This window comes from Bacillus sp. K2I17 (assembly GCF_002209985.1).
In the GTDB taxonomy this organism is placed as follows: Bacteria; Bacillota; Bacilli; order Bacillales; family Bacillaceae_G; genus Bacillus_A; species Bacillus_A wiedmannii.
The window spans coordinates 89,491-112,711 of the sequence record NZ_NJGF01000016.1; the positions used below are offsets into that span (position 1 = coordinate 89,491).

The following is a 23,221-nucleotide window of genomic DNA, read 5'->3' on the forward strand; positions in this document are numbered from 1 at the left end:
CTCAAATAAAATTACTCGGTCAAGATTATTTGACTGAATTGTATCAAGGATTCTGATTATTTTCAATACTTTCCGAAAATTAAATCTTCTCCTCTGTAATCTTCTGTTCATATTCCGTTCATATTTCTTTTTTATGATAAGTGCATAGAAAGAAAGAGGAAGGAGCGAGCGAAATGTTTTTAGCTCTGCGTGAATTAAAACAATCAAAATTACGATATGGATTAATCGGACTGATTATGGTGTTATTATCATTTTTAGTTCTTGTTATTTCAGGATTAGCAAATGGATTATCATATGATAATGCTTCATCGATTCAAAATATGGAGGCAAATAAGTTCGTTTTAGCAGATGATGCGGAAAATAAATTACTTCGTTCACAAATTAAGAAAGAAGATGTAGATAACGTAGTCAATCAAGTAGGCGACAAAGAGGCCGTTCCGTTTCGTGTGAAAGTTTCAACGTATGAAAAGAAAGATAGTTCGAAAAAAGTGGATGTTGCTATTTTCTCAAGTGAACGTGATTCATTTTTAGAACCGAACATTGTAAAAGGTGAGAAATTAGGCACAGCAAATAACGAAATGGTTGCTGATGAATCTATTAAAGAAAAAGGAATCGATATTGGGGATACAATTATTGATCCTGTTTCAAAGAAAGAATTTACAATCGTTGGATTTACGAAAGATCAAATGTTTAGCCATACACCAGTCGTTTATGTAAATGAAGACGTATGGGGATCTATTTCACAACCAAACCAAAAAGATTATAGTGCAATTGCACTGAATACAGATAAAGAAATTAAAAATGCACATGTTATCGACAAAAAAGAAGTACTGCAAAGCATTCCAGGATTTAAAGAAGAGCAAGGAACATTAACGATGATCATTGCATTCTTACTTGTTATCGCTGCGTTACTAATCGGTGTATTCTTCTACGTCATTACATTGCAAAAAACACAGCAATTAGGTGTATTAAAAGCAATCGGTACAAAGAACTCTTATTTAGCAAATAGCTTAGTCGTGCAGGCGTTATTCTTATCAGTCGTTGCGATGGTAATCAGTATTGTTCTTGTACAAGGATTAGAACAAATTTTACCAGCGGGTATGCCGTTCTTATTAACAACACCGATGATTGCACAATATGCAGCAATCTTCATCGTAATTAGTATTTTAGGAACACTTATTTCGTTATACCAAGTATTAAAAGTTGATGCATTAGAAGCAATTGGAGGCGGGATGTAATGACTTCATTATTAAAATTAGACAAAGTAAGTAAAGTGTACGGAGAAGGGAATACGGAAGTAACAGCCCTTCATCCGATGTCGCTTAATGTGAAAGCTGGAGAATTTATCGGAATCGTCGGTCCTTCTGGATCAGGGAAAAGTACGTTATTATCAATCGCGGGTGCGTTATTATCACCATCAAAAGGGGATATTTACATTCGTGAGCAAAATATTACGAAGCTATCAGAAAAGGAAATGACAGACATTCGTTTGAAAAAAATCGGCTTCATTTTCCAGTTTGCAAATCTTGTTCCATATCTAAATGTAAAAGAACAATTGCTTTACATTGCAAAGCTTAAAAAAGAAAACAAACAAGACTCAGAAAAGCGTGCGGATCATTTATTAGCGGCATTTGGATTAGGAGAAAGAAAAAGTCATTATCCAAATCAACTATCTGGCGGGGAAAAACAAAGGGTAGCAATCGCTCGCGCGTTCATGAACAACCCAGATTTAATATTAGCGGATGAACCAACAGCAAGCTTAGATTCAAAACGCGCACGTGAAGTTGTAGAAATGATGAAACGTGAAGTGAAAGAGAGCCAAAAAGCAGCAATTATGATTACGCATGATGAAAGAATGCTTGATGTATGTGATCGTATATTGACGCTAAGAGATGGGAAGTTAATATAAAGAAAAAAGACAATCGCACAAGTGTGCGGTTGTCTTTTGTATAATTGCTTTATTTTGAGAATAACGCTTTAATTTTATTTCGTGTAATTAATAAAACGCCGCCTAATACAGATAACATACCTAAAGCCATATTGTTTGATTGCTCACTACCAGCGTTAGGAAGTTCTCTAGCGTTATTGTTTGTGTTTGTAGTACCAGTCTTTGTTTCTGTTTGTTTTGATTGAGATACTTCATTAATTTTGTTATCTACATTTTGCTTCGTTGTATGTACCTCAGCTAATTTGTCCTCAATTTTTTTCTCAGTATGCTTAAAGTCGTTAATTTTAATATCTAAGTCTTGTTTTTTCTTTGTTAAATCATCTGAAACAGTTTGTTTCGCTTGTTTAATTTCGTTAATTTTATTTAGTAAATCTTCTCTAGCTTTTTGTAATTCAGCTAGTTTGTTTTTTACATCTTGTTTCGCTAGTTCTAAGTTAGCGGAAAGACTATCTAAATTGCCTTTAATTTTCTTAAGTTCCTCTAACGTATTTCCAGTATGCGGCTTATTTTCTTTTAACTCAGCAAGTTTGTCCTCAGCAGTTTGTTTTGCTTTCTTTAACTCAGCTAATTTTTCATCTACCTGTTTTTTTACTTCCTTAAGTTCATTAACCTTTTGATCGATGTTCTCTTTATGTTGCTTCATTTCATTCACTTTTTCATCGACAGTTTGTTTATGTTCTTTAATCTCATTCACTTTATTATCGATATTTTGCTTATGTTCTTTCACTTCAGCAACTTTTTCTTCTACTTGTTTTTTATGCTCTTTTATTTCAGCGATTTTATCTTCGGCGATTTGCTTGTCTTGCTGAAGTTTTGCATCTAGCTCTTCTTTACGTTGTTTTATTTCGTTAATTTTTTCATCAGCAACTTGTTTACGCTCATGTAGTTCATTAACCTTCGTGTCAACATTTTCCTTAACTTGGTTAAGTTCATTCAACTTTTGATCCACGTTTTCTTTGTGCTGCTGTAATTTCGCATCTAATTCTTGTCTATGTTGCTTAATTTCAGCTAATCGATCTCCTGTACTTTGCTGAGGAGTAGCATCAGTTACTTCCGCATGAGCAGAATTTGCGCCAGCAATCATTGCTAAAGCTAGTGTAGACGCAGCGATTGTTTGTTTTGTTTTCATATTTTTGTACCTCTTTTCTTTCATATGCATGAGTTGTTTTGTGTAGAATTGAGCATATAGAAGTAGATTATCTTATCATTATATACCATGTAGGATGTCTAGAGGAAGTATTTGCATAATAATCTATCATTATGTAATGCTTATAGTCTATTATTTTTGGGTAGGGGAGAGATCTTTAGCTAGATGAACAATTTCTTCTATAGTAGAGTTTACATCCTTACGATTACGAATAACAAACAAATAATCAGCCTCGTTTTCTATAGGATTTACCACATCTTCGTGAAGTGATTCAGACTGTTGTCGATCGAGTACTTCTTTGAAACTACAATAATCACCTCTAAAAATATTGGTACTTCGCGTGCTTCGAGCTACTCTTTCGTAAAGTACATCATTTGGAATGTCAAAATGAACGAGTATACGTACATATTCCTCTTTCTGAAACAATTCATTTAGCAAATACATCCGGCCGTTTCGGCTTCTATTTGAGTTGCAAATAATAAGATGTAAACTTGTATGTTCTTTTGCATAATCAACAATGAATTTCGAAAGACCGTGTTTAAATGTATTTGGGCCTTCGCCCGGCTGTAATTTTTCATAATGCGTGTTAATGAATTCAGCTTGGTTATCTTGATCCATAACGAAAGCGTGGGGTAACTCTTTTTCTAGTTCTTTAGCAAATGTAGTTTTTCCGCTGTGTGTTTTTCCTACTGTAATGATCACTAATCGTTTCATATTGGCCTCCATATGTATTGTTATCATTTGGGACATTCGATGTGAATTGACAATTTTCCTGCTAGAGAATATACAAAATGTCGGAGTAGTAGTAGGCTGAAAACTTGACAAAAAAACTTATTTATGCTATAATTTACCAATATAAAAATAAAGTGTATAATAGGGTTCTCCTGGCCAGGGGAACCCTATTTTTGTTGTGAAAATGAAGGAGTGTATGTGCGTGAAAAAAGGTGAAGCGAGTGTAACGTCGCTAGTATCAGCTTTCGGAAGGGCGTACCATAGTGAATTTGATAGTCCTAAAATCTTTGATGATTATGTAGCTAAAGATTTCATTTCAAAAAAAGAACGTAACGATATTGAAACAAATATGGTCCAAGGAATCCATTTTTTCAATACAGACATTGCACAAAAGTTTCAAGACAATCCACAAGAAATATTAAAATGGATTACACAAGTTCAATTATCACCAACACCTTTGGCACGTGCGGCATATTGTGAAAGAGTATTGCTACATGAAATTACATTAGGCGCAAAACAATACGTCATACTCGGTGCAGGCTTAGATACGTTCAGCTTTAGACACCGAGAATTAGAGAATGAAATAGAAATATTTGAAGTAGATCATCCTTCTACACAAAGGTTTAAGAGGGGGAGAATAAAAGAAGCAGTACTTGAAACTCCAAACAACCTTCATTTTGTTTCGATGGATTTCACGAAAGGGTTTTCCAGTGAACAGTTACGGAATGAAGGATTTGAAAATAAAAAGACTTTCTTTAGCCTATTAGGTGTTACGTACTATTTAACGAAAGAGGAGCTTTCTAGTTTAATAGAAAATTTATTCGAGATGGTTCCAGTGGGGAGCTCTATCGTATTCGATTATCCGGATGAAAACTTATTTACGGAAAAAGGATTGTCCAATCGAGTGGAAAATATGGTAAAAATGGCTGCAGTAGGCGGAGAACCGATGAAATCGTGTTTTTCTTATGCTGAAATGGAAGCACTGTTAGAGAAGGTAGGCTTACTCATTTATGAGCACTTATCACCAGAGGATATTCATACATTATATTTTGAAGGACGAAACGATTATTTAAAAGCTTTTGAGACGGTGCATTATGTGCATGCGGTGAAGAAGTAGGAATTAGTAGGCATGGGGAGAAATCTCTGTGTCTTTTTTTGGGGGAGAACAAGGAGGTATTAATAGGAAGAGAAATTCGATAATGTAAAGAATATGAAGTATGAATGTAATAAATTAAGTAGCAATGATAAAGGAGAACATAATGTACACAATTGGACAAGTTGCTAAATTTTTAGATGTATCTAGAGATACTTTGAAGTTTTAATCAAAATGTGTGGGGTTCTTCTTTTTATAGAATAAATATTTGCAGCAATACTTTGGTCAAATTCTAATTAAAACTAAAATCCACCTTCTCTATTATAAATTTTTGTAGTTTGGAATATATCTATTTGATTAACCAAACTAGTATTTTAGGGGCCTTAACTGAAACAATAGATATAACTTCATATCAATCTTGTTAATGAATTTCATTGCCCTCAGATAAAGGACAATAGTAGATCTTTGATTTTTATTACAATTTTGTAAGGTTAAGTAATAAAAATCGATAGAACAGGATATTAGAATGGGATACTCTGATTGATGGATAGAATATTCTGAAAAAAAGGTGGAGCAAATGAAGAATAGACAAAAAGCATCGATAATATGCAAAAGTATTTTATGTTTAATGATTTACATATTTATTACGAATGAAGCATGGTTTACAAATGTGGTGAGGGCAGAATCGGGCACGTTGACTGATAGGAGTATAGAGGATTTCAAAAAAAAGCTGGATGAACAGGTACCAAAATGGCAAGAGAATTATGAGGTACCAGGGGTTGCAATAGGGATTGTACATGAGGGGCGTATTGCTTATACACTTAACTACGGTTATGTAGACAAAAAGACAAAAAAAGCGGTGAGTGACGATACATTGTTTCAAGCTGGTTCCATATCTAAAAACCTTACAGCGTGGGGAATCCTACATCTTGTAGATGAAGGGCATTTATCACTAGATGATCCCGTTGGAAAATATCTGACCAAATGGAAATTACCTAATTCAGAGTTTAATAATAATGAAGTCACAATAAGAAGATTGTTAAGCCATACAGCAGGGCTGTCTGCACATAAAGGATACCTCGGGGTTACACCAGGGAAACATCTTGACTCTATTGAGGAGTCTCTGTCTGGAAAAGGATGGCTTAATGAACCAGTGGAGGTTACCAATAAACCAGGTTCAGAAACAATTTACTCTGGTGGCGGATATACAATTTTACAACTTGTAATTGAAGAGGTTACCGGAATACCGTTTGATCGTTATATGGAAGAACAAATTATGAAACCTTTAGGAATGAAATCTAGTTCATTCTTACAACGTCCTGAAAACCATAACCTTTCGAAAGCTTATGGATATTTTGGAGAGGAGCTCCCTAGTTACCAATTTACCGAACAGGCTGCTGCAGGTCTTAAGACAAATGTTACCGATATGATGACATTGATACTTGCAAGCATGGATGCACATAATAAAGGGAATGGTGTCATCAAAAGTGAACGTGTTACGGAAATGCAAAAGCCGGTATTAGGGGAGAATGGTTTAGGTATATTTGAAAAAAAACTATCTAATCAATGGAAATTAATTTATCATTCTGGTGATAATCGAGGGTGGCATTCTTTTTATGGTTTCATTCCTAATACAAAGGATGGATTGGTAATCCTCACGAATAGTGAAGGTGGTATAGACTTACGACAGGATATTTACCACGCATGGATTGAATATGAAACTGGAAAATTACCTGAAAGTTACTTCTCTCTAGCTGAGCAGAGAAAAAACAACTCTATTACATCAATTGTTATTGGAGCCACACTTGGTTTATATTTGCTGCTATTTGTGATTAGATTGTACAAAGGTAGAAGAACTTTCATTTTTAAGCAAGAGAAGAGATCCTACATCGGATTAGTAGTTAGGACATTTTTACTTATTAGTACTGCTATCCTCGTTTTTTGTGCTGCCTATTTTTGGAGAGTTTTCAGCTTGAATTCCGGTAATACAATAAATTTTATTCTAATAATGGTATGGATTATAACATTATTAATTAGTGGATTTTTCCCGAAAATTAGAAGTAATAAAAAACAACGTATGAAACGAAAAGATTTAACATCAAAATTTACATGTATGTAATGTTAAAAGCTAGAAAGCTAGATTGACGTAAATCGCTAATTGTGGTTTGCAAAAAACGACAAAATCTCTTAAAAAACACTTAACTTTTAACGTCATCTATCTTTACAATCCCTCCCTATAATGTGAATTGGACAAGCATCTAAGAGCAAGCAGAACATGTCAGTTTATACATTCTATTATTAGGGGGAGAATTTGTATGAAAAAGGCAGTTGCTTCGTTAGCTGTTATGGCGGCATTATTACCGACATTTTCAGCACATGCGGAAGGGAAAGAGCAAACCCGAAAATCAGCTACAACTTTTAATGTTATTAGTGACATTCAAGGGGATTTAGGAGACTTTGATCATGTGTTAAAAGATATGAACAAAGTGACGCCACTTTCTAGAGCGCTTATTATGAATGGGGATATAACGCCAACTGGACAACAGTCACAATACGATGATGTGAAGCGTGTGTTAAACAAAAATAAGCATCCAGAGAATGTATGGTCAACTGTTGGGAATCATGAGTTTTATGCTGGTAAATGGACAGCTGATGGGAAGCTATCTCAAAGTACATGGCCAAATGGTGTAACGGAAGAAACGCTATTTAACCGCTACTTACAATTTAGTGGGCAAGAAAAGGTATATCATAAAAAAGAATTAGACGGTTATCCGCTTTTATTTTTAGGAACTGAAAAATATATGAAATACCACGATTCAAAAATGTGGGATGAAGTATTTATGAGTGATGAGCAACTAGGTTGGTTAAAACAAAATTTAGAAGAATATAGTCAAAAAGATAAAAATAAGCCAATCTTCATTTTCTCTCATCACGTTTTACCTGATACAGTATCTGGATCGAGACAATCACCGTATTTAAATGACTATATAAACGTGGATAAATTGTACGATATATTAAAAGACTATCCGCAAGTTGTTTTCTTCACGAGTCATACGCATTGGGATTTAAACTTACCAGACTGGGCTGGTAAAAAGAAAATTGCAGACGGAGATGAAAAAGGATTTACAGTTGTAAATACGGGTGGGATTGAAACAGGCTGGATGTCAGCTGGACCAAATGGCGGAGAGAAGACTGCTCCAGATGGATATTCATTTAAACAAGGATTACAAGTGAAAGCATATGGTAACGATGTAATGGTAACAGCTTACGATTATAAACGTGATAAGGATATAAAGAAGCTATTAATTAGTGATGCGAAAGTCGCACAAATGGCACCAAATATAACAGCTGACGATAGTAAAAATGTAATTGTCGGTGCAACGGAATATATGGAGTACTCTGTAGAAGGAACGAGTGAGTGGAATACGTATAATCTAGGAAACCCACCAAAATTTGATGGGGACAAAATTGTACACGTACGTCATAAAGGCGAAATGAATTTAGAGCCAGGATTAACACAGCTTCTTCGATTTTCGGCAAATAAGTGATTGGAAGAGGGCCCACTTTTCATCGAGTGGGTCTTTCTATGTTGTCTGTTCTTGTCGGTAAGTCGATATATTTGAAAAATCGCCGATATAAATTTCATGTACCGCAATAAAGTTAAAATCCTTAATACAATTCCATTCACAAAAACCGAATTCCAACACATTTTTCACCCAGAAAGATGACTTCATCATTTTTACATGTAATAATAGTATCGTTACATACATTGTGAAAGAAGTACAAAAGGAGCGTTATTAATGAATTTAGCTAAATTCCCGAGAAAAAAATATACAGAGTCATATACTCCAATTGAAAAATTAAACAATTTTTCTGAAGCACTTGGTGGGCCGACTATTTATTTTAAACGAGATGATTTACTTGGTTTAACAGCTGGTGGTAATAAGACGAGAAAGTTAGAGTTTCTAGTTGCAGATGCACAGGCAAAAGGTGCAGATACGTTAATTACAGCTGGTGGTATTCAGTCAAATCATTGCCGTCTAACACTGGCAGCTGCGGTAAAAGAAAAAATGAAATGTATCCTTGTATTAGAAGAAGGGCTTGAGCCAGAAGAGAAGCCAGACTTTAACGGAAACTATTTCTTATATCATTTACTAGGTGCTGAAAATGTAATTGTTGTACCAAACGGAGCAGATCTTATGGAAGAGATGCATAAAGTAGCGAAAGAAGTAAGTGAAAAAGGTAATACACCATATGTAATACCAGTTGGTGGATCAAATCCTACTGGTGCAATGGGATACGTTGCTTGTGCGCAAGAAATTATGGCACAATCATTTGACCAAGGAATTGATTTCAGTACAGTTGTTTGCGTAAGTGGTAGTGCTGGTATGCACGCTGGTTTAATTACTGGTTTTGCTGGAACACAAAGTCACATTCCTGTAATCGGAATCAACGTAAGTAGAGGAAAAGCAGAACAAGAAGAGAAAGTAGCAAAACTTGTAGAGGAAACGTCAGCTCACGTTGGTATTCCGAACTTTATCCCGCGCGAAACTGTTACATGCTTTGATGAATATGTAGGACCAGGTTACGCGTTACCAACACCAGAAATGGTGGAAGCAGTTCAATTACTTGCGAAAACTGAAGGTATTTTACTCGATCCAGTATATACAGGTAAAGCAGTAGCGGGACTAATCGACTTAATTAAAAAAGGTACATTTAATAAAGAAGACAACATTTTATTCGTACATTCAGGTGGTTCACCAGCGTTATATGCGAATACGTCTTTATTTGCGTAAGTGTGAAAAGCATTGGGTATCCAATGCTTTTTTGTTATATAATGGAATTATTATGAAGTGAGAAGGGGGAGTATATGAGTACAAATGCAAAATGGACCATATATACGGTACTTAGCATTTCTATGTTACTAATTTTATTTGTGGCTTATGGAGTTTATTTATATTTCACTTAAGTGAAATGGTAACCAAACCAAAGGAAAAATAAAATAATTACTGTGTTAAATAGAGTAAAACATAAACCGATAATGGCTAAAATTTTCTTCTCAGATCGGCTACAAAAAGAGATAACTGCTAATATTATTGCTATAACAGCAGAAGCTAATATGAAATAGGCGAAAGGTACAACATATTCTACTCCAACTCTGTCTAAAATAGGTGAGAAGAGAAAGAGATTAATAGTAACGAATATACTTACAATGAGAAACGTATAACTTTTCCAAGTGTATGTTTGTAACTGCATGGAACGATACTCCTTTCTCTTTATTATGTATATTTTTAAGTTTAAATTAATTACCTTTATTTTACAAATTAAAATATTTTGTATTGAAAAGAGGGTATGAATATGAAAATTAGAAATTGGTCTCTAGTCTTTATTGCGATCTGTATACTCATAATAACCGGCTGTTCAAATATATCAGGCAATGAAGATCAAAGAATCCAAGTGCAAAAACATATTGGTGATAATGAATATGAAGATCTTAAGGTAGTGAAAGATAATAATGAAGTGTTGCAAGTAAAGAAAATATTAAATGATATTACTTTTGAAAATAAAAAAGTGGAAATGTCTCGTCCAGCTGATTATCACTTTATTTTTCAATTTAAAAATCCGAAAATAGAGGCGAAAGCTGTGTCGTATCAAATTTGGGTAAGCCCTAATAAGGATAAAATAGAAATCAAGACGGGGGAAAATCGGTACGCTCAATTAGAAGGGAAACATGCAGCCACTTTGTTTCAGATTGTTACAGGGGAGAAACTAGTTGAATAAACGTATATAGGGTTATAGGAACTCAGCTCGTATTGTTCATTTTGGAGATAATTAGTATTCAACAAAAATAGCTATCTTTTTATATTGGAATAAATATTGAGAATCGGATAAAATGGAAATTGGACATTGACTTGATGAGCATGAGGTTCTCCGCTTATAAGCAGATTAATGAACATTAAGGTGTCCATTAATCCGCCATTGAATAATAATGCTAGGAAATATATTGTTTTTACAAAGATTCGATGTTATGTTTAATTTTCTCAATATAATATTTTCCTTATATAGGAGTGGCTATTTGAAGAAGTTAATATTATTAGTTTTATTGGCTACATGCTGTCTCACCATTGCAGGATGTTCTAATAATAGGATTACACCAAAGAATGAGTCTAAAACTTCAACATCTGTAAAGATTAAACGTATCAACAAAGCGTGGTACAAACATATTTAATAGTTTTAAGAAACTTGAAATTGTTGATGATAAAGGTCATAAGGTGAAATTCGTTAGGCTGATAGTAGAGGTTGTGAAACCTGGTGAAAAGCGGGAAGCATAGTTTGCATTTGAATTTATAAAAAATGCGACATTAAAATATTCACAAAAAAGAGTCTACATGTAGTCCTTTTTTTGTGGATATTTTTCATAAATAATAGACATTCTATGGTGCCTTCCTCTGATTTGAACCATCCGGAAATTATTTTACCAAGTTAAGTAGTGTCGCCCTTCAAAATTCGGCGAATGCGAGGGACCCGTAGTAGCTCGATTGATATGGTCCTTTTTTTCACTTTATCTATCATCTTAATGTATCTGTCTATTAAAAAATCTAACTTTAATCGATTAAATGAGATGAAATCTGTTAAAAATAATGAAATTTCAGGAAAAATAAGGTACACTATTCAATGGTTTTGGTTTAAAATCGATTGACGTTAATGTATACGGGGGAAAGATTAATGAACAACAATACAGTAAATGAATCTGTTGAAGAAGTTGAGAAAAAACGGGTAAGATCAAAAAAACGCTTTACAAATTGGAAGCTTATCGCAGCGGGTGGCGGTTTAATTGCACTTCTTATTGGAGGAATGAGTTATTATCAAGCAACTCACTTCAATTCGAATGTTACGATTAACGATACAAAAGTCGGTGGTTTGAGCGCTGATCAGGCAATACAGAAATTAAAAACGTCTGGGCTAGCAAATAAAGTCTATATTGATCAACAAGAAATTTTAGATGAACAAGATACAAAAACGGAACTGACGGAAAAAGATTTGCCACAAGTTAAGAAACTATTAAAAAGTCAGTGGACATTTTTCCCTTCTGCAAAGGAAAAAGATTATTCATTGCTACCGGAAAAAGCGGATCAGTATCGTAGTGAAACGATGAAAAAACTTGTAGAAGAAAAGCTCGTTTCTATGAATGAAAAATTAAAAGCACCTCAAGATGCTATGGCGAAGCTTGAACAAGGGAAAGTTGTAATTTCGAAGAGCGTTGATGGAAAACAGTATGACGTTACAAATCTACTAAAAGATTACGACAAGCAGAAGCATAAAAGCGAAATTCATCTGAAGTCTGCATACATACAGCCTATTAAAGAAGACGATCCAATCATCAAAAAAGAAGAGAAAGCATTACAAAATCTTCTTACGCAGTCTGTTGATTATAAAGTGCAGGATGAAGTGTATTCATTAAAAGCGAAAGATCTAATTCAAAATGCTACTATGTCAAAGGATATGAAAGTAAAAATCGATGCGAGCGACATTAAGAATAAGGTTGCTGAAATTAATAAGGCTAAATCTACATTACATAAAGACTTTGCTTTTAAAACACATTCTGGCTCGGTTATTTCAGTAAAGGGACAAGGATACGGCTGGGCACTAGATGTGGAAAAAGAAACAAAACAAGTTCAACAAGCCTTTGAGAAAGGCGAGAAATCGCTTTCTGCTTCTAATATTCACGGGAATGGTTGGGAGAAGGAAGGGATCGGCTATAAAACAACATCGAATAATGGCATTGGAGACACATATGCAGAAGTTTCTATTGCAGATCAACAAATTTGGATTTATAAAGATGGGAAATTAGTTGTCACAACCAATGTAGTAACGGGTAAACATAGCACGAGTGAAGATACATCACCAGGTGTGTGGTACGTTCTATATAAACGAACACCATACACGCTTAAAGGAAGCGCAGTAGGTAAAGCTGATTATGCAGTGAAAGTAGATTACTGGGTTCCATTCACAAATAGCGGTCAAGGATTCCATGATGCAGGCTGGCGAAAAGACTGGGGAAATAATGCTTATTTAACAGGAGGATCAGGCGGGTGTGTAAACCTTCTTCCTAACGTTGCAAAAACTGTATATGATAGTTTGAACACGTATGACCCAGTTATTGTTTACTAATAGCTATGTATTAAGACCATAAACGAATAAACAAAGCAAGAAATCTTACTTGATGTATATGAAAAAAAACCTCTTGAATTCGCATGCAAATTCAAGAGGTTTTTTTGTTTGAAAACAAGAGTTCATTGCTTATAAGAAACAAAGTAGAAAGAGATTGAGATGAAGAAACAGGTATTCAAATAGTCAATAAAATTGACATTGAATATCATTTTCACTTATTATAGAATCATTGCATTTAATTAGACATGACTTTTTTATTAATATAATAGATTTTTAATAAGGTGTCCCATTAAAGAATTTAAACGTAGGAAAGGGTAATATAAAAATGAACTGGAAAAAAGGCGGATTATGGATCATTATTTTTTTCATTGTAAAAGGTACGATTTCTACACTGTTAATCGTTACAGGTGCTAAATATTTTAATTTATCATTTATGCAACTTTTCGCACTAGTACTGATCTTATTACTGATTTCTCTCATAAGCCGAAAATTGCTGTATAAACATAAACAAAACAAAAAGCAAAAAGAGCTAAATATATAATGAAGCCCCAGAGACCTTTGGATTTCTGGGGTTTTATTTCTATAGTTTTTTCTACATGTATATCAACTTAACAGAAAAGGTTGTCCAAAATGATAAAATCGATGTTGTTTAAAATGTGTCAATTATTTTTACATAAATATTGAAGAGAGCTTTTGAATCAATCTTTATTTGGAAGCTACAGATGCGCATAAATTATGCTTGTTTTTCCATTGGTAGTTTAAATGTAAACGTACTGCCTTCTCCTAATTTACTTTCAACTGTAATTTCTCCTCCGTGTAGTTCGACAATCCATTTTACCATCGACAATCCTAAACCTGTGTTTCCGGTGCTTGAAGATGTTCGTGCTGCGTCAACTCGATAGAAGCGGTCCCATATTTTCGTAATATGTTGCTCGCTGATGCCTATGCCATTATCGGAGACTTTACCTATTATGTTGGTTTCATCACGGAACAGTTGCATATGCACAGTGCCGTTCGCTTTGCTATAAGCAATCGCATTCGTTAGTAAATTCATTAATAAACGCATCATCAATGTTTGATCTGCTTTCATAAACAGGTCTTCCTCTATATGAGTTGTTATATCAATCGAAGCTTCTTGAACCATTAATGAAAGCTCTTCTACAACGATTTCCGTTAATTCACTCATATTGATACATTCAAATTGGAAAGTATTATGCTTTCCTTGGTCAGCTCTTGCTAATAATAAGAGTTGTGAGATTAGCGCGGACATTTTACGTGATTGCTTTAAAATTACTTCTAACGATTCTTCCATTTCTTTCGAATTATTCCTCAGTGATAAAGCGTATTCGCATTGTGAAATAATAACAGATGTTGGCGTTCTTAATTCATGAGATGCGTCAGATGTAAATTGTTTTTCACTTTCGAATGATGTCTCCAATCGCTCAAACATTTTGTCAAAGGTTTGTGCTAAATGATACATTTCGTCTTTCGGTGAACCTTGTAAATTAATTCTCTTCGAAAGATCTTTACCATCACCAATTTTACTAGCTGAATCACTCATTTGTTGCACAGGTCGAAACGCTCTTTGCGTAATAAAATATCCTCCCACTGCGGAAATGAGAATAAGTAATGGAAATGAGATGAGTGTTACCACAATAAGCGTATTCATCGTTGATGATAATTGGCTCATAGTCATTATTCCACGAATCCAGACTTGCTCATCGCCGCCTGCATTGTGGAGAAAATCATATACAATCCATTCTTTATTACCGTCTTTAATGGTTTGTATTTCATCGGATTTAAGCGATATCTTTTTATTAAAGCTTGTTGGACTATTTCCTGCCAGCATCTCGCCTTGTTTACTATAAATGATGATATTTACTCCATCTTCTAAGGGTTCAAAATCATCGTCCATCTTTAATTGTCCATGATTATATTCAATATCTTCCATGCTTTCTTTTACTGTGCTCTTCAATTGATCTTTCATATTAAAAAGCAAAACTTTATCTGAAGAAGTTAAAATAAAAGCTAACACGAGTGCCATAATAATTACAATTAGCCCTGTATACCACAGGGTTACTTTCATTTTAATTGATAGTCTTTTCATGATTCTACTCGCAATACGTAACCAGTTCCTCGTATTGTATGAATTAACTTCGTTTCAAACTGGCTATCAATTTTTTTACGAAGATAGCGGACGTAAACATCAATAATATTCGAGCCACCTTCATAGTCGTAATTCCACACATGTTGTTCAATTTTATCTCGTGTCAGCACAACTTCTTTATTACGAATCATATATTCTAAAATAGCAAATTCTTTACTGGAAAGAGTGATAACTTGGCCTCCTCTTGTTACTTTATGCATATTGCAGTCTACCACTAGGTCAGCGATTTCAAACACATTAGATGTGCTTCCTGTATTTCTTCGCATTAACACTCGAATTCTTGCTAGCAGTTCGTCAAAAGCAAACGGCTTTACTAAATAATCGTCCGCACCTAAGTCGAGTCCTGTTACGCGATCATCAATTGAATCTTTAGCTGTAAGAAGCAAAACAGGGGTTGTATGATTATCCGCGCGTAATCTTTGTAATACTTGTAAACCATCTATTCCGGGAATCATAATGTCAAGCACAATCAAATCGTAGGTAGCCATGTTTATATAATCCAAGGCATCTTCGCCATTCCCACATGCATCGACACTATAATGTTCTACATTTAATCGTTTTACTAATATATTTTGTAAGTCTTGTTCATCTTCGACAATAAGAACTCGCATTACCATTCTCCTTTTCTTCTTATTAATATGTATCACTATAATTCAAAAACATTAAAGAAAGATTAGAAACTATTTAATTATATCATTTTATTTTTTTGTATATTAATCTTCCTTTAATGTTTGTTCAGTAATATAAAGGCAAGGATAAGATGCACATGTAAAGGGAGGAAAAAAGAATGAGAAAGTGGATGTTGATTGGAGCAATGTCTTGTTTATTCTTAACAGCTTGTTCTACTCAAGCTGATAACAATACAGAAGTACAACAACTGAAAGTGGAAAATGATACATTGCAAAAAGAAAGTGCTCAACTACAACAAGAACCACACAAAACAGGGCCTGCTGCGAATGATACGAAGCAAATACAAGATTTTAAAAATGAAGTCACATCTATCGTTGAAAAGGCAAATAATACGAAACCAGTTGGAGCAAAAGAAGAAAACTTAAATACGTACTTAGCAGCAAAAAAAGAAATTGATCAATTAGATGACAAAATAGATCTATCTGATAATCAGCTTGAAGCAGATTATCGTGCTGGAACGATAACTGTTGAACAATATGAAACGCAAGAAAGAGAACACGATATACTAGAAGATCAATTAGAGCAAGCAGAAAATGCACTTGAAGCAAGATTCGGAATAGATGATTAATCATTAAGGAGTGGATGAAAATGTTAAAACATAAAAAGAAAATAATTATAAGTGTAATTGCTATTTTAGTAAGTGGTATTGCTATTGTTGGGGGATATTATGGTATGGGTTACAATTATGCAAAAAAGAATGAAAACTACACAGAGAAACAAGTTCGTGAAATTTCTTTATCTCATACAAAAGGAGAAATTATTAATGTGAAAAAAGAATTCGAATTAGAAGATGACAACTTAACACAATCTACATTTGAATATGAAGTGGAAATCAAAACACCTGATAATCTGTTAAATAGTTTAAAAGTTAGTGCTAGAACAGGTACAATAGAAATCAATAGTGAAGATTAAAAAAATATCGCATATTTGAAAAAACTCCTAACAAAATTTGTTAGGAGTTTTTTCATGTTTTGTGTTTGGATATTCGCTTTTCTTAGCTTGATAGCAATGTGGCTCTACCCCTTATAAACCGTACAAAAACCTTTCAAATAGCTCTAACTTGCACAATGCTTCCCGTTAATATAATACGCCGATTCTGTGAAAACCGTAAATACAACCTCTACTTCTGGAAGTCCAAAATCCATTACATATGTAGTAATGGCCTTGGCAAATCGATCACGAATTTCCTGTCCGCGCTCGAACCATTTCACTTCAATAAGAGGAAACGCTTCTATTTCTTCTCCATTGAATACAAACGTAGAACTTGGTAGTTCCAACGTAAAATTATCCGTACCACACTCACAAATCTCTGCGAGCTCTTCTACTAATGGCTTGCTTATGCGTTTTAATTGTTCAATAGTAATTCCACGAAATACAACATGCGGCATATGAATCCCTCCGTTAAATAGCTTTATATTTGCTCACATCATAACACAATTTATTTTACTGCACTAATATCTATTGGTACATTTCAATGACATTCTTAAGAATGATCATATGTTATTGAAGCAATACATGTATTATAACTATTTAAAACATTTGAGAGCTCGGTAATTGGGTAAATAAAAAAAGCCTTATTATTCTCCCTGTAAGGAAGCATGAGGGGAGGCCTCTGTTAGGAAAGGGATAGTACGCTTATATATTTTAAAAAGAAAAGACACCTTAAGGTGCCTTCCTCCGACTTGATAACCACTTTAATTTTAATAACATTGGATTCGCATCCGAATACTATTTTACTATGTTAAGTAATGTTGGTCATTGAGAAAGTCAAATACGTAGTGTTCATATATAGTGACACCTAGGAGGATGCAAGATGTAATACAGTTTTTTATTTATACAACAACAAAAAAGAATCCTAAAACCGTGCCGGGATAGGAATGTATAAAAAAATGCATAGATCGATAGAACAAAGAAAGGGGGTTCCCTTGTAAGGGGAAGATGCCTCCTTGTCCTTGCTACCGATAATAATGCGTTATGTAGACAATATTTGTATAGATAGGATATATAGTCCATACCCATCAACTTAAGAATTTAGAACTCCCCCAAAAAATTATGAGTTTTTTGTTACAAGTTATCACAAAATTTTCGTTTTTTGGGTAGTTTTATTTTCTTAGCTTGATTGCGATGAGCGGTACTCCATAAAGGCCCCTGATACATAATTGATGTTCTGCCATTTGTAGAAAACAATCCACTTATACCATTTTAACAAGAATAAATATCTCGTCCATGTTGTAATATTGGCTTACGTTAAGCTTGTGAAAAAAACATATTCATGTATAATACAATTGATGTATGATACATTAGTTGTAGGAGGGTGACCTATTTGAAAAGAGAAGATGCCTTAAAACTAAGAACAGATATTAAGAAAATGATTATAATAACTGGGGTTTTTGAATCTCAAAATTTGCCCAATGGACCATTTGAAAAACCTTTACCAACTTCTCAAATGATGGCGTTAGAGGAACTAGAGGTGGAAAAATTAACTGTTTGGCAACTATCCAATAAACTTAGATTAGAGACTTCAACTGTAAGTAGATTGGTAGATAAGTTAGTAAAAAAGGGGCTTATTTATCGTGAAGTAAATGAAAAAAATAGAAGAGAACTTTTTCTGCACCTCACAGAAAAAGGTCACATAACTGTTAATTGCTTAAGAGAGCAATCCATTACATTTTATCAAAGTATTCTCAATAATTTATCAGAATCAGAACAAAAAATAGTTGTGGATGGTTTTGAATTATTTATTGATTCTATTTCTAAGCCTTTTGATTAGAGTGAGGTAAATCATAACATTTGGAGGGTAAAATGAGTTTGGATTTTGAACGTCCTATTATTGAATTAAAAGAGAAATTTGATGAATTAAAGAAAATTATGAAAGAAAATAATGTAGATTTATCGCCAGAAATTCATGTATTAGAAAAACGTTTAAATAAAATGCAAGATAAAATTTATTCTAATATTACACCTTTTCAACGAGTTCAAATTGCAAGGCTACGTAACCGGCCCACGACATTGGACTATATACCTTTATTGTTTACAAACTTTCTCGAACTTCATGGTGATCGATTATATGGTGATGATAAAGCAATGATAGGTGGTATTGCAAAATTTAAAGGGATGCCCGTTACGGTTATTGGTCATCAAAGAGGTAGAAATACAAAGGAAAATATAGAAAGAAATTTTGGAATGGCACATCCAGAAGGTTATAGAAAAGCGCTAAGACTTATGAAACAAGCTGATAAATTTAATCGCCCTATTATTACATTTATTGATACAATAGGCGCCTATCCAGGGAAAGGGTCTGAAGAACGTGGAATTTCTGAAGCGATAGCTCGAAATCTATTTGAAATGGCTACACTTAAAGTGCCAATTGTTTGTATTGTAATTGGAGAGGCATCAAGTGGTGGAGCTCTTGGCATTAGTGTCGGTAACCATATCCATATGTTAGAGTATTCATGGTACTCGGTAATTTCGCCAGAAGGAGCAGCATCTATCCTATGGAAGGACGCTAAGTATGCTCCAGAAGCTGCCGAACATATGAAAATTTCAGCAAAAGATTTAAAACATTTAGGAGTTATTGATGAAATCATTCCTGAAATTAAAGGTGGAGCACAAAATGATATAAAATCACAGGCAAAAGTGATTGAATCTGTAATCGAATCATCTCTAAAAAAATTGATACTATTATCCTCGGAAGAGCTTATACAACAGCGGTATGAAAAGTATAGACAAATAGAGAATTATAAATGAAAATATTTAAAGTCCGTATTAAATTTTGGAGGATTATCGCAAAAAAATTCTAAATATTTTGCAAGTAACCTCTTAAACTGGGATATGCTGATACTATTACACTACAAAAGGTGTATGATCGGTATGGAAAAGGAAAATTTGTTCAAATGGAAGCATTATCACATACCCATCAACTTAAGAAATGGATTGTTCCCCAAAACGAAAAAATGAGCTGAATTCTCATAAATAACTGTAAAAAGGTGGAAATTTCGGTATGGGGGTATCTCAAAGGCTTAGGTTGATGGCAATGGGGTGGGCCCCCTTTTAGCAAAACCGGAGTGGAAATGATGAGTATAAACAGTTTTGTGGGATTGATAAAGGACGAATTATTAAAAGAGGTAAGCATTAGAAGTGAGGATGAATTCGAGCCTGTAGTAGTTAAAGATATTCCTAGACTTTGGAAGTGTTTAGGGATGGGTAATTATGCCGCAGTATTTATGCATCAAGAATACAAAGATTGGGTAGTGAAAGTTTACGCGCGAGAAGGAGAAGGAATTGAAAAAGAGTCAGAAGTATACCGAAGAATTGGAAACCATCCTTCTTATTCGAAGCTTATATATAAAGGAGAAAATTTCATAGTATTGAAACGTTTAAAAGAAATTACCTTATACGATGCTATTCATAAGGGCATTAAAATTCCTAAGCAGGTGATCTTTGATATCAATGAAGCTTTAGAGTATGCAAGAGAACAAGGATTAACTCCTTGTGACGTTCACGGGAAAAATGTGATGATGGAAAACGGAAGGGGATATGTAGTCGATGTATCTGACTTCTTAAAAACAAAAGAAGATAGTAAGTGGAGAGACCTAGAAAAGGCATATTTTATATTTTATTTGCCTTTCATTTATAAATTTCCTTTCCCTGTTAAAGTACCGTATTTTATGTTAAACATTGTTAGACGTTCGTATAGAAAATATAAGAAGCTTAAAAAGAAATTCAAATTGTAAAAGGACCACATACTTATCTTTAGGTTAGATAGGTGAACCACTAGTAAACAAAAGGACCGTACATTTTAGATATGTCTAATATGTACGGTCCTTTTTTTATGAATTTATGAAGTAATCAGTAAGCTGTACCTTTCCTTTTTCACGCAATTACTTATTTTCTTCCTCAAAGCCTTTATTCTTTTTCTTGTTTATTTCGCAAGAATTGATGCGTTCTTTGAGTTCTGTTTGGTTATACAGTGTGGTTTTACTAATCAGGATTCTTTTTGTCATACTCGTGAAGTTAATTATATTTTTCTACGTACTAAATAAAAAGATAAGGCCCCCATAATAACAGGTGCAACGAAATCAAAGAAATGGGAAAAATTAAAAAGAAAAAGAAATGGTATAAGTGTATAGATAACTGCTAGTCCTATAAATACAGGAATTCCAAATTGAAATTCTCTACATCGTTTGATTTTCCTGTATAACACTTCCCCAATTAGACAGGCTACAAGAGCCGGTATACTACCATAAGTGACGATCGTTTTAATGAATCCTAATACAACGTTCGGGTGAATAAAGCTAGGATGAGAAATATATGAAATCAAGAACCATCCAAAAATAAAAGCAAACAGATTTGCAGCATAACTAATTACAAATTTTATCAACGTAATCATCCTCACAGTTTTCTAATATTAACTCCATTGTATGACATAACGTCTCATTAACAGTAGTCAATGATGCATATAATTTTCATTTTTGTGGGATTCGCTTTTCTTAACTTGATAACGAGGGTTGAGTCATAAATTGTGGGAAATCTCTATACTGCTATTAACTCATTAGTTGAAGAAGAATTTGTTCTACAACTAATGAGTTATTATAATATGAAAAATGAAATTCTCCTTCTATAATTTATTCAAATGACTCAATCTCCGCATCTTTTGAATGCCCTGAAAGTGCTAAACATAAGCAAAATAATTAACTATCTCATGCAAGAAAGTTAGGCTAGTTAATTGCATATGTTTTATTGAAAGGGTGTGATGGAACTATGGAACGGCCGAATTGGGGAATTGGAGGATTAGTATTCGTTGGCTGCATGTTTCTTGGCGGAGGAGTGGGATCTATGTTAGGTAATGCCCAAACTGGATGGTTAATAGGAATGGGAGCTGGATTTCTTGGGATGGCTTTAACAAGACTGATTAGAAAGTGAGATAACGGGATTCTGCTTCCAGTAAATAAGGAAATATGTATGTAATACATGGCATAATAGCTTTATAAATTATAGTTAGAACCTTCTATTTTCTAAATTTTTCCATACATAGATATGATTCTCGAGTTGGAGTATGGCACCTTAGGGTGTTTTTTTTATGCTTTTTAAAAATGCCTTACCATATAATAGACTTCGTTAGATTCCGATAATCTTTTTTGTAATAGTATAGATTCATTACCGTTTCAGACTTAAGTATTCATTCATAACCTAACAGTAAAAGGGGGGATGATTCAAGATATGGCGTTTAATGATGAATTAATTTGTCAACAGTTTGCAAGAATTATCGGTGGTCAAGAAGGATTCGCCGGTGGGAAATGTGTGGCAACAATAAATCGGGATGAAATACATGCAACTATTTTAGGAAAACGTTTTAGAGTAACAACTTCTTTCTCGTTTGAATCACGAGATAATAAAACTGGACGAGCATTATGTCTAGGACGTGTAGCGCTCTTGCAGAAGGAAGTCAATGGATTTGTTGCTACAATTATTAAACAAGGAATAATCGTTTCGTCTATACACAATGAGTGGTTATGTGATGATCCAAATTTGATTTACGTTAATATTGAAGATGTTGATGATCCGCTAAGTTTCGCAAGGAAAGTTAGACGAGCGTTATGCAGTTAACCGATTTTTTTAGTTAAATGTGCAATAGAAAAGGATCTTCAATCGAAAGATCCTTTTATGCATAAGATGAAGGTTTTTCCCTTTGTTTCATTAATTAAGTCTAATTGACTAGCAAACGAACGTAATTTCTGTGTACGAATCGATATAATAATAATCTTCGCTTTTATTATAGAGTCAGTCTTTTAGTAGAAAATGAAAATATACGACAAATTTTGACAAATAAAGGCTTATATTTTTGTTATGCTATGAAAGTTATTGATTTGTAATGTATATATAGGAGGATTTTTTAATGTTAAAGAAATTGTTATTTTTTGTAATTTTGAGTTTGTGTGTAATGTCTTTAAGTGCTTGTAAAGGTGATGAAGAAAAATTAAAAGTGGCATCAGATGAGCAAAAAATAGATGAAGATAAAAAAGTAGCGGAGGAAGAAAAACGTAAGCAAGAAGAACAACAAAGAGTAGAAGAAGAGAAGCGTAAACAAGAAGAGCAGCAAAGAGTAGAGGAAGAAAAACGTAAACAAGAAGAGCAACAAAAAGCAGAGGAAGAAAAACGTAAACAAGAAGAACAACAAAGAGCAGAAGAAGAGAAGCGTAAACAAGGAGAGCAGCAAAGAGTAGAAGAAGAGAAGCGTAAACAAGAAGAGCAGCAAAGAGTAGAAGAAGAGAA

Annotated in this window: 23 protein-coding genes and 1 pseudogene; 17 read left to right on the forward strand and 7 right to left on the reverse strand. The window is 33.9% G+C overall.

Features of this window, described 5'->3' with window-relative positions; genetic code table 11:
- The first annotated feature begins 173 nt into the window (after positions 1-173).
- Together CER22_RS18690 and CER22_RS18695 are read left to right on the forward strand one after the other, a co-directional pair.
- On the forward strand, positions 174-1,238 hold the full coding sequence (locus tag CER22_RS18690; RefSeq protein WP_088063981.1) for an ABC transporter permease: 1,065 nt from the start codon (positions 174-176) through the stop codon (positions 1,236-1,238).
- Positions 1,238-1,909, forward strand: coding sequence for an ABC transporter ATP-binding protein (locus CER22_RS18695; RefSeq protein WP_087984219.1), 672 nt, complete (start codon positions 1,238-1,240; stop codon positions 1,907-1,909). The genes CER22_RS18690 and CER22_RS18695 overlap by 1 nt, the downstream gene beginning before the upstream one ends.
- 49 nt (positions 1,910-1,958) lie before the next feature.
- Here the strand turns inward: CER22_RS18695 and CER22_RS18700 are convergent, their stop codons facing one another.
- Together CER22_RS18700 and CER22_RS18705 are read right to left on the reverse strand one after the other, a co-directional pair.
- Positions 1,959-3,077 (reverse strand): LPXTG cell wall anchor domain-containing protein, encoded by a 1,119-nt coding sequence (locus tag CER22_RS18700; protein ID WP_088063980.1) that lies wholly within the window; start codon positions 3,075-3,077, stop codon positions 1,959-1,961.
- A gap of 150 nt (positions 3,078-3,227) precedes the next feature.
- Positions 3,228-3,809: an ATP-binding protein gene (locus CER22_RS18705; protein ID WP_088609336.1), complete on the reverse strand. Its 582-nt coding sequence runs from the start codon at positions 3,807-3,809 to the stop codon at positions 3,228-3,230.
- 220 nt (positions 3,810-4,029) lie between these two features.
- Between CER22_RS18705 and CER22_RS18710 the strand changes: the two genes are divergently transcribed.
- The 4 genes from CER22_RS18710 (at position 4,030) to CER22_RS18730 (ending at position 9,716) form a co-directional block, all read left to right on the forward strand.
- On the forward strand, positions 4,030-4,944 hold the full coding sequence (locus tag CER22_RS18710; protein WP_142293507.1) for a class I SAM-dependent methyltransferase: 915 nt from the start codon (positions 4,030-4,032) through the stop codon (positions 4,942-4,944).
- Between the two features lie 553 nt (positions 4,945-5,497).
- On the forward strand, positions 5,498-7,039 hold the full coding sequence (locus CER22_RS18715) for a serine hydrolase domain-containing protein (protein ID WP_088063977.1): 1,542 nt from the start codon (positions 5,498-5,500) through the stop codon (positions 7,037-7,039).
- A 196-nt stretch (positions 7,040-7,235) separates the two neighbouring features.
- Complete coding sequence (locus tag CER22_RS18720) at positions 7,236-8,468, forward strand: DUF4073 domain-containing protein (protein ID WP_088609338.1); 1,233 nt, start codon at positions 7,236-7,238, stop codon at positions 8,466-8,468.
- A gap of 252 nt (positions 8,469-8,720) precedes the next feature.
- The gene (locus CER22_RS18730; RefSeq protein WP_088063975.1) at positions 8,721-9,716 is read left to right on the forward strand and encodes a D-cysteine desulfhydrase; all 996 of its coding nucleotides are present in this window, start codon (positions 8,721-8,723) and stop codon (positions 9,714-9,716) included.
- A 169-nt stretch (positions 9,717-9,885) separates the two neighbouring features.
- Here the strand turns inward: CER22_RS18730 and CER22_RS18740 are convergent, their stop codons facing one another.
- Positions 9,886-10,176 (reverse strand): hypothetical protein, encoded by a 291-nt coding sequence (locus CER22_RS18740; RefSeq protein WP_088609341.1) that lies wholly within the window; start codon positions 10,174-10,176, stop codon positions 9,886-9,888.
- A gap of 102 nt (positions 10,177-10,278) precedes the next feature.
- Here CER22_RS18740 and CER22_RS18745 point away from each other — a divergent pair, with 102 nt between their 5' ends.
- The 3 genes from CER22_RS18745 (at position 10,279) to CER22_RS18760 (ending at position 13,633) form a co-directional block, all read left to right on the forward strand.
- Positions 10,279-10,701: a hypothetical protein gene (locus CER22_RS18745; protein WP_097907138.1), complete on the forward strand. Its 423-nt coding sequence runs from the start codon at positions 10,279-10,281 to the stop codon at positions 10,699-10,701.
- A 945-nt stretch (positions 10,702-11,646) separates the two neighbouring features.
- Positions 11,647-13,092, forward strand: a complete 1,446-nt coding sequence (locus tag CER22_RS18755) for a L,D-transpeptidase family protein (RefSeq protein ID WP_088063971.1) — start codon at positions 11,647-11,649, stop codon at positions 13,090-13,092.
- A 325-nt stretch (positions 13,093-13,417) separates the two neighbouring features.
- Positions 13,418-13,633 (forward strand): hypothetical protein, encoded by a 216-nt coding sequence (locus tag CER22_RS18760; protein WP_001104093.1) that lies wholly within the window; start codon positions 13,418-13,420, stop codon positions 13,631-13,633.
- A 192-nt stretch (positions 13,634-13,825) separates the two neighbouring features.
- Here the strand turns inward: CER22_RS18760 and CER22_RS18765 are convergent, their stop codons facing one another.
- Together CER22_RS18765 and CER22_RS18770 are read right to left on the reverse strand one after the other, a co-directional pair.
- Positions 13,826-15,199: a sensor histidine kinase gene (locus CER22_RS18765; RefSeq protein WP_088609342.1), complete on the reverse strand. Its 1,374-nt coding sequence runs from the start codon at positions 15,197-15,199 to the stop codon at positions 13,826-13,828.
- Entirely contained in the window at positions 15,196-15,870 is a 675-nt protein-coding gene (locus tag CER22_RS18770; RefSeq protein WP_088609343.1) for a response regulator transcription factor, read from the reverse strand. Before CER22_RS18770 ends, CER22_RS18765 begins: the two co-directional genes overlap by 4 nt.
- A 176-nt stretch (positions 15,871-16,046) precedes the next feature.
- Between CER22_RS18770 and CER22_RS18775 the strand changes: the two genes are divergently transcribed.
- Both CER22_RS18775 and CER22_RS18780 read left to right on the forward strand, forming a co-directional pair.
- The gene (locus CER22_RS18775) at positions 16,047-16,517 is read left to right on the forward strand and encodes a hypothetical protein (RefSeq protein ID WP_088609344.1); all 471 of its coding nucleotides are present in this window, start codon (positions 16,047-16,049) and stop codon (positions 16,515-16,517) included.
- Between the two features lie 20 nt (positions 16,518-16,537).
- Positions 16,538-16,861 (forward strand): PepSY domain-containing protein, encoded by a 324-nt coding sequence (locus CER22_RS18780; RefSeq protein WP_088609345.1) that lies wholly within the window; start codon positions 16,538-16,540, stop codon positions 16,859-16,861.
- Between the two features lie 143 nt (positions 16,862-17,004).
- On the opposite strand, the gene CER22_RS18785 is transcribed toward CER22_RS18780, so the two are convergent.
- Complete coding sequence (locus tag CER22_RS18785; protein WP_088063967.1) at positions 17,005-17,337, reverse strand: DUF1904 family protein; 333 nt, start codon at positions 17,335-17,337, stop codon at positions 17,005-17,007.
- A gap of 935 nt (positions 17,338-18,272) precedes the next feature.
- Here CER22_RS18785 and CER22_RS18790 point away from each other — a divergent pair.
- From CER22_RS18790 to CER22_RS18800, 3 genes are all read left to right on the forward strand, one after another.
- Positions 18,273-18,719, forward strand: a complete 447-nt coding sequence (locus CER22_RS18790; protein ID WP_000817662.1) for a MarR family winged helix-turn-helix transcriptional regulator — start codon at positions 18,273-18,275, stop codon at positions 18,717-18,719.
- A 32-nt stretch (positions 18,720-18,751) separates the two neighbouring features.
- On the forward strand, positions 18,752-19,696 hold the full coding sequence (locus tag CER22_RS18795; protein ID WP_000050728.1) for an acetyl-CoA carboxylase carboxyltransferase subunit alpha: 945 nt from the start codon (positions 18,752-18,754) through the stop codon (positions 19,694-19,696).
- A 326-nt stretch (positions 19,697-20,022) separates the two neighbouring features.
- The gene (locus CER22_RS18800; protein WP_088063964.1) at positions 20,023-20,682 is read left to right on the forward strand and encodes a serine/threonine protein kinase; all 660 of its coding nucleotides are present in this window, start codon (positions 20,023-20,025) and stop codon (positions 20,680-20,682) included.
- A 284-nt stretch (positions 20,683-20,966) separates the two neighbouring features.
- Here the strand turns inward: CER22_RS18800 and CER22_RS18805 are convergent, their stop codons facing one another.
- Entirely contained in the window at positions 20,967-21,338 is a 372-nt protein-coding gene (locus CER22_RS18805) for a hypothetical protein (RefSeq protein ID WP_088063963.1), read from the reverse strand.
- Positions 21,339-21,709: 371 nt separating this feature from the next.
- Here CER22_RS18805 and CER22_RS33115 point away from each other — a divergent pair, with 371 nt between their 5' ends.
- The 3 genes and pseudogenes from CER22_RS33115 to CER22_RS18815 all read left to right on the forward strand — a co-directional run.
- Positions 21,710-21,871, forward strand: a complete 162-nt coding sequence (locus tag CER22_RS33115) for a hypothetical protein (protein WP_029442740.1) — start codon at positions 21,710-21,712, stop codon at positions 21,869-21,871.
- 297 nt (positions 21,872-22,168) lie between these two features.
- A complete protein-coding gene (locus CER22_RS18810) occupies positions 22,169-22,555 on the forward strand; it encodes a DUF1259 domain-containing protein (RefSeq protein ID WP_097907795.1) in 387 nt (128 codons plus the stop codon).
- A 289-nt stretch (positions 22,556-22,844) separates the two neighbouring features.
- Positions 22,845-23,221 (forward strand): annotated as a pseudogene (locus CER22_RS18815) (YwbE family protein); the annotation flags it as partial.